Source organism: Oleiphilus sp. HI0043, assembly GCF_001634935.1.
This window is the reverse complement of record NZ_LWEY01000102.1, coordinates 1-14,849: the sequence shown is the minus strand read 5'-3', so window position 1 is coordinate 14,849 and position 14,849 is coordinate 1. Positions and strand designations below refer to the sequence as shown.

Genomic DNA, 14,849 nt, shown 5'->3' with positions numbered 1-14,849 from the left:
GATTCCCCCTCGAAAAAACTTTCCCCGTGCTAAACCGCCAGCGAGCCGTGGAATGTTCTAACTACGAAGAGTTTCAATCGAGTCTGACCCCGTTGAAAACTTACTCACCCCATTTCGGCATCAAAGACTGTTCCAAGCCCAATTGAGATAAGATACGTGCTACAACAAAGTCGACCATATCTTCGATAGACTTTGGTTGATGGTAAAAACCTGGGCTTGCCGGGAGGATAACTGCCCCCATACGCGTGAGCTTGAGCATATTCTCTAGGTGAATTTCTGAGTAAGGTGCTTCTCTGGGAACTAGTATCAACTGACGACGCTCTTTCAAAGCCACGTCAGCGGCACGTTCGATCAGGTTATTACTTGCTCCCGTTGCGATGGCTGATAAGGACCCTGTACTACATGGGCAAACCACCATTCGACTCGGTGCACCGGAGCCAGATGCTAAAGGAGACATCCAATCCTCTTTGCCAAAAACACGAATCATTCCGGGCTCGGCAGAAAAATGGTCACTGAGGAAGGATTCCATTTGTGCTGCTTGTGCGGGCAACTTATATTCGGTTTCTGTGGCGATTACAATATGCGCTGCCTTGCTCACCATCAGGTAAACCGGCACGCTCTGCTTTAGTAAACATTCAATCAAGCGCAGAGCATACTGCGCGCCCGATGCACCAGTAATCGCTATTGATACCGGTTCGACCACCTTAGTCATTCACCTGTTCCTCTAGCGCTTCCACTAACTTGCCATGAATACCTGCGAAGCCGCCATTGCTCATGATCACAATATGACTTTCACCCGAGAGCTTAGACTTTACCTTATTGATTAAGTCATTAAGGGTATTGCCAAGCTCATGCTTAGTGCTTTGCTTGCTTGCCGTTTGAGCAATCAAGTCATCCAACCAAGTCATATCCGACAAGTCTGCCCAAACCACATGATTGGCCTCTTCAGCACTGGCTAATAGCGTCTGAGCATGAACACCCATCTTCATGGTATTTGAACGAGGTTCGATTAGCGCAATAATCATCTTATCCTGACCAACCTTATTACGCAAGCCAGCCAAGGTGGTTTGGATAGCCGTCGGGTGATGGGCGAAGTCATCATAAACATGTACATCATTAACCGAAGCCAACAACTGCATGCGTCGCTTCACACCACCAAAACAGGATAAGGCCTCGGCACCATGTTTTAGACTTACGCCAACATGGCGAGCAGCCAGCATTGCTGCAACACCGTTTTGAACATTATGGTCGCCAGTCATGTTCCAATCGACTTGTACGGTTTCATTTGCCAAGATCAGTTGAAATGAACTGCCTGACTCACTTAGCTTTTTCCAGATAGCTTTATCTGTTGTACTTTGATCATCAGAAAATACTTCCTGCTCAGACCAGCAACCTTTTTCGATTACCTGATCAATGGCCGTCACATTCTCTGGATAAATTACTCGCCCATTTTCTGGAATGGTTCGAATAACATGGTGAAATTGAGTCTGGATTGCAGCAAGATCAGCGAAGATGTCTGCATGATCGAACTCAAGGTTATTAACAATAAAAGTGCGAGGGCGATAATGGACAAATTTCGAACGCTTATCAAAGAAGGCGCTATCGTACTCATCGGCTTCAATGACAAAGAACGGCGTTTCACCCAAGCGGGCCGAACAAGGAAAGTTTTCAGGCACGCCTCCAATCAGGAAGCCAGGCGACATACCCGTATATTCCAAAATCCAGGCAAGCATACTGCTGGTGGTGGTTTTGCCATGCGTACCGGCAACACCCATCACCCACTTTCCTGGCAAGATATGATCTGCCAAGAAGCCTGGCCCGGAAGTATACTTCAAACCTTGATTGAGAATAGCTTCCAGCAAGGGGTTGCCACGACTGATAGCATTACCGATAACATAAAGATCTGCACCAAGTTCTAACTGATCTACCGAAAAGCCGGAAATTAGCTCAATGCCTTGAGACTCCAACTGCGTACTCATTGGTGGATAAACACCCTGATCACAGCCAGTCACTTTAATACCCATCTCTTTGGCCAGCACCGCCAAGCTTCCCATAAAGGTGCCACAAATACCTAAAATATGAATATGCATGTTGAGTCTCAAGTTGTGAAGGTCATTCGGTAGAGGGCTCGAAGCCCTCTATGTAACAAGGAAGGTTTAGAAAGTCGTCGTACGATCGACTTCAATCGCAGCATCCATTGCTTCCAGTAAGGCTTTGCGTGATTTTAGCTTAGTACCGTGATGAGCCTTCATATTCAGCTTTTTATACTCTTCAGCCAACGCTTTAGCTTCAGTCATTAGCTGATCTGCATCGACAAGCTTATCCAAAAATCCTGCATCAACAGCCGTTTCAACATCAAAGATTTCTGCATTCATTACCGAGCGATTAAAGTAGTTTGTCGGGATACGACCACGCGCCATTTCAATGCCTGCCTGGTGCATTGTCATACCAATCGCCACTTCATTCAGACCTAGCTTAAATGGACCTTTAGCACCAATACGGTAATCGCTACATAAAAGAATAAAGGAGCCTTTGGCAATCGCATGACCGCTACATGCAGCAATAATTGGCGTAGGAAAAGCCAACATTCTACGCGTTAAAGTAGAACCTTCTGCCACAAGCGCAGTCGCATGATCCATACTCTTCTGCATGGTTTTCAAATCATATCCACCCGAGAATATACCTTCCTGACCAGTGATAATAACCACCGCTCCGGTCTCTTCAGCATGATCAAGCGCTTCATTCAATTCTGCAATGACCTGGTGAGAAATTGCATTCACCTTACCGTTTTGAATTTTGATCGTGGCTACTTTATCTTGCAACTCAAACTGTACCAGTTCCATACTAACTCCTAACTATATCTCTTATGTTTTTTGTCCAACCGAGGGTTGTTCGAATTAATGTAATATACGGTCTTCACGCTCTTTTTCTTCAGCTTCGACAATCGATTTAGATAGTGCCCCGGCAGCTTGAACACCCGCACCGATCATTGCTTTCGCTATCGCTGCTTTATGCTCCCCCAAAAAGCCTTCAACCTCTTCTGAAAATTGGATTTCGACCAAGAATTCGCCGTCATCATCCATTCGCTTCAAGGCGAAGCTACCGTTTTCTAATTCAACTATCTCTAAAAATGCGCTACTCATTCAAACTCCAAATTTATATAGAAACCTGCTCACCAGGTAAGTTATATAGTACCTGCGGCCTTCTTTACCATTCTGTTTGTTGCTCTCGCCTTTGCTGAATATAAGTTTTTACTTCTTCAATAAGTTCTAACAAAGTCAGCTCTCTATCACCTTCAATAGCTGTCTCGGTCAAATTAATAACCTCAATTCGAGGCACACTTGCTTCTGTGCTAGCTGCTTGCCTAGAATGCGGCGAATTTTCTCTGTAGAGCAGAGGGTCAACAGATAAAGCCAACAAGCGTTGATACCAACTTCCTTGCTCCTGCTTCTGCGCAAACAGGAACTGGCAATCGGGCATATTCTGCGCCAATTCTGAAGACTCATCTTGCAAGGCGTCAGCAGGGATCTTTAAATAGGCTGATAATTCTTCTAGCCAGGCTTCCCAGGCATACTTCAAACTCAAACTAGCGCCAACAACGGCAGCCTGTGCAAGCGCAGCATTAGTACTTGTCTCTGCCTGCTTTGCTTGTGTTTGTGCTGCATACAAATAAGTGTTCACCCTGCTCTTAATATCACTCACCTAAAAGACTCCGTCGACACACACTTACAGCCCAGAAACCCTGTTAAATTGGATTTCCAGACTAATACCTGAGACTAATAAACGCTCCAGTATACCCCATTCAGAGCATGGGGTCATGACTGCTCTGAATATGGAACTTTAATTATCCTGAAGACTTGCTGAATGGGCATTCATGCACTTTAATTAGTAATCATAAATACATCCCGTGGAAAGACCTTTTCATATGACAACACGCGTCCTGATCTGCGACGACTCCAGCGTAGCTAGAAAGCAAATGGCGAGAACCTTGCCAAGTGACTGGGAAATAGAAGTTTCATTTGCGAAACATGGTGAAGAAGCATTGGCAGCCATTAAAGAGGGTTTGGGAGACATTATGTTTCTCGACCTCAACATGCCAGTCATGGATGGTTATGAAACCTTAGAGCAGATTCAGAAACAAGATTTGCCAACGATGGTAATTGTCGTATCAGGAGATATTCAACCTGAAGCACATGAACGCGTTAAGGCTCTAGGCGCAATCGACTTCATTAAGAAACCTACTTCGACTGAAGCGCTCACAGAGCTACTTGAGAAATTTGGCCTTTACAGAGCACCAGAGCCCTCAGCCGCTCCTGCTACGCCTGCAAGAGCACCGATAATTAAGAAAGGTGAAATCGGCAATATTGGCACCCGCGACTGCATGCAAGAAATAGCGAATGTCGCAATGGGACAAGCAGCTGACCTACTCGCTCGGCTTTTGAAAGTCTTCGTAAAACTGCCTATACCAAACGTTAACTTGCTCGAAGTTAGTGAGTTAGAAATGGCCTTATCACTCACCGAGCAACAAGACACCTACTCTGCCGTTTGCCAAGGTTTTATCGGTTCGGGTATTAGTGGTGAAGCCTTGCTCAATTTCAGTGATTCAAGTTTTGGTGATATCGCCAAGCTGCTCGACTACAAAGGCGAAGTCGATCGCATGGTTGAGCTTGAGCTACTAATGGAAGTGGCCAGTATTCTAGTGGGCGCCTGTACTAACGGTATTGCCCAACAACTCGACACCACCTTCAGTCAAGGGCACCCGGTTGTTTTAGGGCAGCATGTCAAAGTAAGTGAATTGATCAAAGCCAATGCCAAGCGCTGGAAGAAAACACTCGCCATTGAAATCACTTACGAAATTGAAAACTACAACATTAGTTGCGACCTGTTATTACTGTTCACTGAAGATTCACTGGACAATTTGAACAAACGACTTTCCTACTTGATGGATTAATAGCCGAACTATGGAACGATCACAGATAGATATAAAAGAATTTCACTGGCTGATGGATATGCTGCAAACCATCGATGTCGGCCTCGTGGTACTGGATCGCAACTTTAGCATTAAAGTTTGGAACAGTTTCATGGAGAGCCATAGCGGCATAACTCCATTGCAGACCAAAGACAAGAATCTCTTTGACTTATTCCCTGATTTGCCCAGAGATTGGCTAGAGCATAAATCTAATTCAGTGTTTATGTTAAAAAACCGCTCCTTTATGACCTGGGAGCAGCGACCTTATCTGTTCAAATTCAAAAACTACCGCCCAATTACCGGCACAGAACCATTCATGTACCAAAACGTGACCATCTCACCTTTGGTATCTGCTGATGGAACGGTAAACCATATCGCTATCATTCTCTATGACGTGACTGATATTGCCGCGAACCGGAACGCACTGGAACGAGCGAACTCTGAATTAGAAATGCTGAGTCGAACTGATCGCCTGACTCGGCTAAACAATCGAGGTTATTGGGAAGAGTGCCTAGAAGCAGAGTTTAGCCGTTATAAGCGCTATCACACGACTTGCTCTGTCATTATGTTTGATATTGACCACTTCAAGAAGGTAAATGACACCTATGGTCACCAAGCCGGCGATGAAGTAATCAGGCAAGTTTCTCAGGCACTTCGGGATAACCTTCGTAAAACTGATATTGCCGGCCGCTACGGTGGTGAAGAGTTTGGCGTTATTCTTGGTAACACCGATGCCGAACATTCCATGGTTTTCTGCGAACGTGTTCGCAAACAGATCGAAGCCATGGAAGTTGTTCATGACGGTAAAACAATCAAATTTACCATTAGCTTGGGAATTAGTCAGGCTGTTGAAGCCACTAGCGACTATATGACCTGGCTTGAACAAGCTGACCAAGCCTTATATGCCTCTAAAGAAGGCGGGCGAAACCAGACCAATACATTCTCCCATAGTTAAAATCTAGCGTGCCGCCGAAAGGTGTGTCGCGCTAGAGATAACGTCATCAACCACGACAATTCTAATAATATTTTGGAGTCACTATGATCCGCCGCTCAAAGTTTCAAAACATAAGCTTTGCTATTCTTGCCGCCGCTAGCGCATCAGCACTTTCCCAAACATTAGCCCCTGCTCAATCCGTATCGCCATTACAAGAAGAAATACAGTGGCTACAGGCAGAGACTTATGTTTCTACGGCAACTAAGACTTTGGAAGATATTAAGAAAAGTGGAGCAAGTGTTACCGTCATTACCGCTGCTGACTTAAAAAGAATGGGTGCGCGCAACCTAATGGACGCACTAAAGCGCGTACCTGGCTTAGGTGTTTACCAAACTAATATGGGAAGGTCTACCCTCGAGATAAGAGGGCTAAAAACAGACTTCAGTGAAAAAGTATTATTTCTAATCAATGGCCACGCTAACAATAACAACCTGGTAAATGGTGGTGCACTAAGCTCTTACAACAACTTTATTGTCGATGACATTAGCCGGGTAGAAATTGTCCGTGGCCCTGGCTCAGCACTCTACGGAGCCAATGCTTTTGTCGCCGTAATTAACATCATCACCAAAACGGCTCAGAATACACAAGAAACAACACTAAGCGCAGGCATCGGAAGTGACCAATCAAGGAAGCTCAATGCATCGTATCGCGATGGTACAGGCCCTTTAAAGATGGTGAACAGATTGTAGCCATCATTTCGGACTACATTATGCCTGTTACCAAAGGCGATAAGTTCTTGATTGACGTTCATGCCATGTTCCCTGATATCATCAAGATAATACTCACGGGTCATGCCGATAGCTCAGCAGTCCAAGAAGCCTATGAACAAGCGAATCTTGCCGCCTGTTTTGGCAAGCCCTGGGAAATAGAGGATATACTCACCTGCTTAAGAGAGCATTTATCCAATAAGTAGCTGTACGGAGACAGAAGTCTAAGCATGGGAATTCGCAACAAACTACTTTTCATCATTGCTAGTGCACTTTTACTTGTGCTTTATGTCAGCACTCACCTTCAAATAAACCTACACAAGCAAGCATTTGATACCGAGTTAGAGAAGCGTATCGTTCTGCTAAAACATAACCTCAACCAACAAGCACTCGTCCAAGCCCAAGCGTTGAGTAGCTCGATCGCAGAAAACCTGGCATCGTTCAATCTTTTTTCTCTAACCCAAATTATTAACGATTCTGTCAACAACACACCAGAGCTGCAGCAAGCTATTTTAGTATCCAAAAACGGCAAAGTATTTATCCACACATCAGATCCGTTGCAGCAACAGCTACCCTATCAGCCGACAAATCATGGCAGCATTAGTCAGGTGAGCATAAAAACCCCTGATAGTATTTCAGTCCTCGGGATTAATAACCCTGAAGACAGCGCTCTTCCGATCTCTTCACTTGAATACCGCGTACCGATAACTATTGGAGAATCCCACTGGGGTGATATTTACCTTCTATATTCGCTGAAAAAACTGAACAAAGTGATCACCCAATCTATTGCAGAAAATACTCAACTACAAGAAGAACAAACGAACAAGGCATTTTATAGTGCCGGAGCGATTTTGTTAGTCGCCTTTGTGCTGATCTCTCAGTTAGCAGAGCGCTTAGTTGAGCCCATAGTGCGTTTAAGCGCTTACACCAAAGAAATTGCAAACGGAAACTTCACTAAAGTCCATAACGCCGCAATAACTGGTACTGATGAAATTGCCGAACTCAGTCATAACTTCACCGACATGGCTAAAAACCTGGAAGAAAATTACCTAGAACAAGCGCAATATAATTTAACGCTTGACGCAAAAGTTAATGAGCGAACAAAGGCGCTGCATAAGAAGAACGAAGAGTTACTTAACGCCTTCAAAAAAGTAGAAGAAAGCCAACAGCAGTTAATATACTCAGAAAAAATTGCAGCACTTGGTCAACTGATCGCAGGTATTGCTCACGAAATCAATACGCCTCTCGGGGCAATAGGCGCATCGGCCAGTAATACCTCTATGAGTTTGGAAGACCACCTTACCCAACTGAAACCTATTCTGGAAAAAAGCCCCGACCCTGACGCTCAAGCACTGAATAAGATCATCTCGCTGATAGGGAGGTCGACGAATAATCATTCCGACTCCCTTAGCACGCGTGAGGAAAGGGCAATTAAGCGCTCTCTATCAAAAGAACTTGCTCCCCATCATCAGGAAGGTGCTGAAGATCTAGCAGAATTGCTATTGGAAATGGGCTTACACGATCAGCTCAGCGCACTAAAACCTGAAATTCTCGACCCTGAAAATAACAAAATCGTTTCCCTCGCTCACTCCCTTACGAGTATTCGAAGAAACAACATGACCATTCATACCGCCATCGCGCGCGTATCAAAAATAGTCTTTGCCTTGAAGAGTTTCTCTCATCAAGACTGCAGCGGAGAAATGATTCAAAGCAATATCAACGACGGCATTAAAACAGTCTTGGTGCTTTACCAGAACCAGTTTAAGCAAGGCTGTGAAGTGCACTTGGACTATGGTGATTTACCCTCAACACTCTGCTACCCCGACGAACTAAACCAAGTCTGGACCAACTTAACCCATAACGCACTTCAAGCAATGCATAATGAAGGTGAATTATCGGTCTCTACCAAAGTACAGGAGGGTAATATTCTTGTGCAGTTCACCGACAACGGTCCAGGAATTCCTGAGGATATCCAAGAAAAGGTATTTTCATCCTTCTTTACCACAAAACCAGCCGGAGAAGGCAGCGGTTTAGGACTAGGAATCTGTAAGAAAATTGTCGATAAGCATCAAGGAAATATTGATTTTGAGAGTGAAGTTGGGCGCACGACTTTCTCGGTAAGTATTCCGATTAGAGTTAAATAGCTCAGAATCGCTAGCCTTTACCCATTTTACTTTTGACTAGGATAAAACAAAAAAAAGGAGCTTGGCCGAAACCAAACTCCTTCTTATTTAACTTGTGTCGAAATGTAATGAACTACTTAGATAAATCCAACAATAGCTTATTCAAACGAGACACAAAGGCACCTGGATCTTTCAGCTGTTCGCCGCTAGCCAAGGCTGCCTGGTCAAACAAGACGTTGGCCAAGTCGTTGAAACGGTCATCATTTTGCTCTTCGTTCAACTTCTGAACCAATGGGTGCTCCGGGTTCACTTCGAAGCTTGGTTTAGTCTCTGGAACAGCCTGACCAGCTGCTTCCATGATCTTCTTCATTTGTGCGTCCATATCGTGTGCACCGGCCACCAAGCAAGCTGGCGAGTCAGTCAGACGATTAGTAACACGAACTTCTTCAACCTTGTCGCTTAACAAGTCTTTGATCTGGCCGATCAAGCTTTCATAAGTTTTGCTCGCTTCTTCGATCTGTTTTTTGTCTTCTTCGTCTTCGATATCACCTAGATCTAGCTCGCCTTTGGTGATGTCTTGCAAGTGCTTACCGTCAAAGTCACTCAAGTAAGAAATCATCCAGCCATCAACACGATCACTCAGCACAAGCACTTCAATACCCTTTTTACGGAAGATTTCCATGTGAGGGCTACTGATACCGGCTGCATAGCTCTCAGCGCTAACATAGTAGATCTTGTCTTGGCTCTCTTGCATACGTTCAATGTACTGCGCTAGAGAAACTGTCTGCTTGCTATCCCCTTCAGTGGACGCAAAACGTAATAAACCGGCAACTTTCTCTTTATTTCCAAAGTCTTCAGCCAAGCCTTCCTTGATTACCTGGCCAAACTCATCCCAGAAAGACTGATACTTTTCAGCATCGTTCTTCGCCATCTTGGTCAACATATCAAGAACACGCTTGGTCAAAGCAGTCTTCATACTTTCAACGGTCTTGTCACTCTGCAAGATTTCACGAGAGACGTTCAGCGAAAGATCGCGAGTATCAACAATACCTTTAACAAACCGTAGGTACAGAGGCAGGAACTGCTCAGCTTCATCCATGATGAAAACACGCTGAACGTACAACTTGAGCCCTTTCGGTACATCGCGGTTGTACATATCAAAAGGCGCTTTTGAAGGAATATACAATAAGCTTGTGTAGTCCAATTTACCTTCAACACGGTTATGAGACCAAGTTAGTGGCTCTTGGAAGTCATGAGAAATATGCTTATAGAAAGATTGATACTCTTCTTCTTTGATTTCAGACTTAGACAAAGACCAAAGCGCTGTGGCTTCGTTGACTGTCTCGTCTTTTGGCTCTTCTGGCTCTTTACCTTCTTCAGCAGGCATTGGCTCAGACTTCATCACAACCGGGAAGGCGATATGGTCAGAATACTTCTTAACCAGACTACGTAGCTTCCAGCCGTTAGCAAACTCAGCCTCTTCCTCTTTCAGGTGAAGCACAATCGAAGTACCACGCTCGGCACGCTCGATATTCTCTATGGTGAATTCACCTTCACCTTCGGAGCTCCAGTGAACACCTTCCGCTTTATCTGTACCCGCTTTACGCGTGAATACATCAACTTTCTTGGCAACAATAAATGCGGAATAGAACCCAACACCGAACTGACCAATCAACTGAGAATCTTGCTGGCTATCACCTGTTAGCTTAGACATAAACTCGGCAGTGCCTGACTTGGCAATCGTACCTAAGTGGTTAATGACATCATCACGATTCATACCGATACCGTTATCAGTTAATGTCACTGTCTTGGCTTCTTCATCAAACTCTAGACGAATCTTCAGATCACCATCGTCTTCGTACAAAGAGTTGTTAGATAGCGCTTCAAAACGCAGCTTATCTTCTGCATCGGAAGCATTTGAAATCAATTCGCGTAAGAAGATCTCTTTATTTGAATAAAGGGAATGGATCATCAAATGTAGAAGCTGCTTAACCTCTGTTTGAAAGCCAAGGGTTTCCTGCTTTGCTTCTAAATTATCTTGTGCTGACATATATTTGTTTCTCTCGTTTTTCGTTGTTCAGAAAAATTGATTTGTCGCTTTCCGGCAGCAATTTATCTCAAACTTATGAGAGGGACTGCATTATCAATGCAGCCTTGCTTACCACCGACCTGAAAAGCCTTGAAACCTTATGTGGGGATGGCATTTTTAATTTCAAGTAATTTTTATCGTGTTTTGTTTCGAGCTGTTTCGCGCACAAAGCCAGATTATGGTTTAATGCCCTCCACCTACCTTTACAAAGATAAATTGAGAATCATGTTAAAAGCCCTTACCACACTATTATTCGCAGTTGTTTTGATTATTGGCCTCGGTGCGGCCGCACTCGATGGTTTCTACGGCGGCGGCGATGCCTTCCCTGATAGAAGTGGCCAGCCCCTGCTCCCGGCTGAAGCGCTTATCAAAGTTGCTGACCTGCCCTACCCTCCTGGAAACATCGCAGTCTCGAAAAATGAGCGCATCTTTTTCACTTATCATCCGGAAGGTTTTCCACCCTATAACATCGCAGAACTGGTTGATGGCGAAGCCAAACCATTTGAGTTCGAGTCACCAGCTGGTCTTAACTTGAGTACTGTTCTATCAATGCGTTTAGACAGACAAGGCCGCTTATGGCTACTCGACTATGGTGACCATGGGCAAGAAACACCTCAGATCCTTGCCGTGGATATTGAGTCCCGCGAGGTTGTGCATCATCATCGTTTTAGTTCAGATATTGCAGGGCTAGGCTCACATATGAATGACTTCCAAGTCAGTCATGATGGCACACGCATCTATATCGCCAATGCAAGTATCATAGGTCTTAGCCCATCTATCATCGTTTATGATGTGATAGAACAGCGTGCTCGTATTGCTATTGAAGACCACGACTCGGTCGACCCGGACTACTATGTTCCTCATGTCGAAGGTGTGAAAATGCTGATGTTTGGTGTTTTTGCTATTCGCCCTGGCGTTGACTCTATTGCGCTAGACCGCAACGAAGAATGGCTTTACTTTGCTCCCGTTACCGACGAGAAGATGTGGCGCGTACGGGTAAGTGATTTGAATAATCCTGCACTAAGTGCAGAAGCGCTGAAAACTAAAATCGAAGCTTTTGGTGAAAAGACCATGAGCGATGGCATCACTATCGATGATGAGGACACTCTATACATCAGCGATCTGGAGCATTCGGCTATCATACAGATGCGCTCTGATGGTTCCATACAAACACTTTACAAAGACAAGAAGCTTCGCTGGCCTGATGGTTTCAGCTTCGGCCCGAATGGCTGGTTATACGTTACTGCTAGTGCGCTACAAAGTGTGATAGCCAAGCCTGACCAGTACATTCAAGAAAAAGGCCCTTATCAGATATTTAAATTGAAGACCGATACCACTGCTTACCCTGGGCATTGAGGTTGAATTTCAAAGGGGTCAGACTCGATTGAATTTCAATCGAGTCTGACCCCTTTGAAAAACCTAATCCTCTAACAAAAAATGCGCTCTGGCCAAGGCAATTGGCTTATCGCGGCTTTCTTGCCAGGCGTGAACTTCGACATTAGCAACGCGGCCACCCTGGCGGGTCACATTACAATAGGCATAGGTATCCTGGTTTGCACCGGCACGTAAGTAATCTAATGAAAAATCAATAATTTTGGGAAATTTCAAAGTCGACTGAGATACCAGCAAATACATAGCACTAGACAATTCCATAAAGCCACCAATGACACCACCATGAATTGCGGGAAGAATAGGATTACCAATATTGCCTTCCTTCTGATTTAACTTAAAGGTTAGCTCTCCTCTATCATCCAGGCATTCAATGCCAATCAATTGCGCATAAGGAATAGCTGAGGTCAGTATCTTGTAGTCGCTCTTGTCGCGCGCTTGTATCACCGAATCTTTAAAATCTTCGGGCAGAGAAACCTTGCCAATATTCTTTGATTGATAAACAGGAATATCTTTCGTCATCACATCTAAGGAAGGAATGCCCTTCTCGCCCATACGCATAAAGGTTGCGACACAATGCGCCACAGTCCGGTCAATCTGATAAGCCTCACACTTCATAAACAAGATATTGTTGGTTGAACGGTAGCAGCTTGCTCTCGCGAATACTGACTGCCCCGGTTTTGCCTGGCGCATATAGTCAACACGCAAATCTAGTGTTGGGCAGAGTTCAAACTCCGGCATTGCACATAGCACACCGGCACCTGCGGTCGTATCCATCAAGGTGGTAATCGCACCACCATGAATAACCCCTGAATCTGGGTTACCGATAATCTTCTCGCTGTAAGGCAATTCTAGTATCAGCTCGTTTTCTCTTGCAGAAACAACCTTAATACCCAACTCCTGGCACTGAGCCAATACGCTTACAAAGCTTTCGACTTGGGTAAACAACATGGTTTCGTCTCTCATTCATTCTCTCACAATCAGCGTTACATAATTTAGCTGGGAACGCTTATTCTAGTTAAGCATAAAATGTCAGCTCCTTATCAGCTAACATATTTGAAGCGCCGAAGTATAACCAATGTCACACTTTTTAAGAAATGTAATTAATCAGGAGATTTCCACCTAGCATCCTATTTATAACAATAGTAATTACTCATTTGCTATTGAAAAGAGTGAATCCATTAGCGCAAAATTGACTTACTGTTAACTAGAACCCGGTATTGTCTTATGCGCCCCATTTTTACTTATCTTCTACTCTGCCTAACCTTGCTCTGTAGCGCTTGCTCTGTAAACCCGGTAACCGGAGAAAAGCAGCTAATGTTCAGCTCTTTTTCTGAAGACGTTAAAATAGGCCAGCAACAATACCAACCAGCACAGCAATCACAAGGTGGCGCCTACAACCTTGATCCGAAGCTTAGTGAATATGTCAGCACGGTTGGTATGAGGCTCGCCGCCCTTAGTGATGTCCCAAAACTTCCCTATGAGTTTGTCGTTCTCAATAACTCAGTCCCTAATGCTTGGGCCCTGCCATCAGGCAAGATTGCTATTAATCGTGGCCTGCTCTTAAAGCTGGAAAGTGAAGCTCAACTAGCTGCAGTGCTTAGTCATGAAATTGTTCACGCTGCTGCCAGACACGGCGCCCAGCGTCAGCGTGATAATTTACTGGTTCAAGTCGGCATGGCGGGCCTGGGTTTAGGCTTGGCGAATAATGACTATCGAGACTTAATTATTGGCGGTGCGAACTTAGGGGCAAGGTTAACCACTGCCAAATATGGACGCGACCACGAGCTGGAATCAGACCACTACGGCATGAAATATATGGCTAAGGCTGGCTACAACCTGCAGGGCGCTGTTGAACTTCAAAAGGTTTTTGTCTCACTATCAAAGCAGCAAAAAAGTTCATGGCTTGACGGTTTATTTGCTTCACACCCGCCCTCTCAAGAACGGGTAGAAGCAAATATCAAATACGCTGCCTCAAACCCTGTCAAAGACGCCTTCTCGGGTAAAGAGGCGTATCAACAAGCCATCGCCTACCTCAAGAGTAAACAAGAAGCTTACGACCTGGCAGACCAGGCGAATGCCGCCCTGGCACAAAAAGATTACGACCTGGCGCTTAGCCTTATTTCTAAAGCAAGTAATATAGAACCTAAAGAAGCACTATTTAGCGCCATAAAAGGCGATGCATTGGCCGCTAAGGGAAATAAAGATTCTGCACTTGCGGCCCATATGCGCGCCACAGAGCTCAACCCAAATCAATTTTCTTATTACTTAAAGCGTGCTCAAAGCTATGCCGCTCTAGGCCAATCTAGCTATGCCATTGATGATTATCGCTATAGCATGCGTTTACTACCAACAAGTATTGCTGCCCTACAATTAGGAGAGCTATACAGCGAGTCTCAGAATCAGGAACAAGCACTTAAGTACTATGCACAAGCAGCCCAGGCGCAAGGCGATATAGGTCAACAGGCAAAACTAAAACTGGCCCTAATCGAAATTAAGCAAACACCGGAAAAATACTTAAAGGCCAAGCATGTTCAAGACCCTAAAGGGCCTTTATTGGTGACAATAGAAAACCATA

14 protein-coding genes are annotated in these 14,849 nt (G+C 44.7%); 7 read left to right on the top strand and 7 right to left on the bottom strand.

The annotated features are described in order from the left end of the window. Positions 1-100: 100 nt before the first annotated feature. The 5 genes from A3729_RS01920 to A3729_RS01900 all read right to left on the bottom strand — a co-directional run bounded on the left by A3729_RS01920 (position 101) and on the right by A3729_RS01900 (position 3,702). Positions 101-712 carry a flavin prenyltransferase UbiX gene (locus tag A3729_RS01920; RefSeq protein ID WP_068510562.1) on the bottom strand — a complete coding sequence of 204 codons (612 nt, stop codon included), beginning with the start codon at positions 710-712 and terminating at the stop codon, positions 101-103. Next, positions 705-2,090 (bottom strand): UDP-N-acetylmuramate:L-alanyl-gamma-D-glutamyl-meso-diaminopimelate ligase, encoded by a 1,386-nt coding sequence (mpl, locus tag A3729_RS01915; RefSeq protein ID WP_068510564.1) that lies wholly within the window; start codon positions 2,088-2,090, stop codon positions 705-707. The genes A3729_RS01920 and mpl overlap by 8 nt, the downstream gene beginning before the upstream one ends. Before the next feature lie 66 nt (positions 2,091-2,156). Further along, complete coding sequence (locus tag A3729_RS01910; RefSeq protein ID WP_068510566.1) at positions 2,157-2,843, bottom strand: crotonase/enoyl-CoA hydratase family protein; 687 nt, start codon at positions 2,841-2,843, stop codon at positions 2,157-2,159. A 54-nt stretch (positions 2,844-2,897) separates the two neighbouring features. Further along, on the bottom strand, positions 2,898-3,143 hold the full coding sequence (locus tag A3729_RS01905) for a hypothetical protein (RefSeq protein ID WP_068509110.1): 246 nt from the start codon (positions 3,141-3,143) through the stop codon (positions 2,898-2,900). Between the two features lie 64 nt (positions 3,144-3,207). After that, positions 3,208-3,702: a DUF6586 family protein gene (locus A3729_RS01900; RefSeq protein WP_068552970.1), complete on the bottom strand. Its 495-nt coding sequence runs from the start codon at positions 3,700-3,702 to the stop codon at positions 3,208-3,210. Between the two features lie 223 nt (positions 3,703-3,925). On the opposite strand from A3729_RS01900, the gene A3729_RS01895 reads away from it, so the two are divergent. The 5 genes from A3729_RS01895 to A3729_RS01875 all read left to right on the top strand — a co-directional run bounded on the left by A3729_RS01895 (position 3,926) and on the right by A3729_RS01875 (position 8,814). After that, entirely contained in the window at positions 3,926-4,951 is a 1,026-nt protein-coding gene (locus tag A3729_RS01895) for a response regulator (RefSeq protein ID WP_068510487.1), read from the top strand. Positions 4,952-4,961: 10 nt separating this feature from the next. Next, positions 4,962-5,924, top strand: a complete 963-nt coding sequence (locus A3729_RS01890; RefSeq protein WP_068510485.1) for a diguanylate cyclase — start codon at positions 4,962-4,964, stop codon at positions 5,922-5,924. An 83-nt stretch (positions 5,925-6,007) separates the two neighbouring features. Next, complete coding sequence (locus tag A3729_RS01885) at positions 6,008-6,652, top strand: TonB-dependent siderophore receptor (RefSeq protein WP_068510482.1); 645 nt, start codon at positions 6,008-6,010, stop codon at positions 6,650-6,652. Positions 6,653-6,672: 20 nt separating this feature from the next. Further along, positions 6,673-6,876 (top strand): hypothetical protein, encoded by a 204-nt coding sequence (locus tag A3729_RS01880; RefSeq protein ID WP_068510480.1) that lies wholly within the window; start codon positions 6,673-6,675, stop codon positions 6,874-6,876. Between the two features lie 24 nt (positions 6,877-6,900). After that, positions 6,901-8,814, top strand: a complete 1,914-nt coding sequence (locus A3729_RS01875) for an ATP-binding protein (protein ID WP_068510478.1) — start codon at positions 6,901-6,903, stop codon at positions 8,812-8,814. Positions 8,815-8,926: 112 nt separating this feature from the next. On the opposite strand, the gene htpG is transcribed toward A3729_RS01875, so the two are convergent. Then, positions 8,927-10,843, bottom strand: a complete 1,917-nt coding sequence (htpG, locus tag A3729_RS01870; protein WP_068510476.1) for a molecular chaperone HtpG — start codon at positions 10,841-10,843, stop codon at positions 8,927-8,929. 264 nt (positions 10,844-11,107) lie between these two features. On the opposite strand from htpG, the gene A3729_RS01865 reads away from it, so the two are divergent. Next, positions 11,108-12,238 carry an SMP-30/gluconolactonase/LRE family protein gene (locus tag A3729_RS01865; protein WP_197470094.1) on the top strand — a complete coding sequence of 377 codons (1,131 nt, stop codon included), beginning with the start codon at positions 11,108-11,110 and terminating at the stop codon, positions 12,236-12,238. Between the two features lie 63 nt (positions 12,239-12,301). On the opposite strand, the gene A3729_RS34435 is transcribed toward A3729_RS01865, so the two are convergent. Then, the gene (locus A3729_RS34435) at positions 12,302-13,237 is read right to left on the bottom strand and encodes a PaaI family thioesterase (RefSeq protein WP_368664571.1); all 936 of its coding nucleotides are present in this window, start codon (positions 13,235-13,237) and stop codon (positions 12,302-12,304) included. Positions 13,238-13,588: 351 nt separating this feature from the next. Between A3729_RS34435 and A3729_RS01855 the strand changes: the two genes are divergently transcribed. Then, positions 13,589-14,849: M48 family metalloprotease (locus A3729_RS01855; protein WP_068633040.1), on the top strand; the 1,261-nt coding region annotated here is incomplete at its 3' end.

Bases quoted from the DNA above. Each gene is read 5' to 3' on its own strand.
- A3729_RS01920 (WP_068510562.1), bottom strand. From the start codon at position 712: ATGACTAAGGTGGTCGAACCGGTATCAATAGCGATTACTGGTGCATCG.
- mpl (WP_068510564.1), bottom strand. From the start codon at position 2,090: ATGCATATTCATATTTTAGGTATTTGTGGCACCTTTATGGGAAGCTTG.
- A3729_RS01910 (WP_068510566.1), bottom strand. From the start codon at position 2,843: ATGGAACTGGTACAGTTTGAGTTGCAAGATAAAGTAGCCACGATCAAA.
- A3729_RS01905 (WP_068509110.1), bottom strand. From the start codon at position 3,143: ATGAGTAGCGCATTTTTAGAGATAGTTGAATTAGAAAACGGTAGCTTC.
- A3729_RS01895 (WP_068510487.1), top strand. From the start codon at position 3,926: ATGACAACACGCGTCCTGATCTGCGACGACTCCAGCGTAGCTAGAAAG.
- A3729_RS01890 (WP_068510485.1), top strand. From the start codon at position 4,962: ATGGAACGATCACAGATAGATATAAAAGAATTTCACTGGCTGATGGAT.
- A3729_RS01885 (WP_068510482.1), top strand. From the start codon at position 6,008: ATGATCCGCCGCTCAAAGTTTCAAAACATAAGCTTTGCTATTCTTGCC.
- A3729_RS01880 (WP_068510480.1), top strand. From the start codon at position 6,673: ATGCCTGTTACCAAAGGCGATAAGTTCTTGATTGACGTTCATGCCATG.
- A3729_RS01875 (WP_068510478.1), top strand. From the start codon at position 6,901: ATGGGAATTCGCAACAAACTACTTTTCATCATTGCTAGTGCACTTTTA.
- htpG (WP_068510476.1), bottom strand. From the start codon at position 10,843: ATGTCAGCACAAGATAATTTAGAAGCAAAGCAGGAAACCCTTGGCTTT.
- A3729_RS01865 (WP_197470094.1), top strand. From the start codon at position 11,108: ATGTTAAAAGCCCTTACCACACTATTATTCGCAGTTGTTTTGATTATT.
- A3729_RS34435 (WP_368664571.1), bottom strand. From the start codon at position 13,237: ATGAGAGACGAAACCATGTTGTTTACCCAAGTCGAAAGCTTTGTAAGC.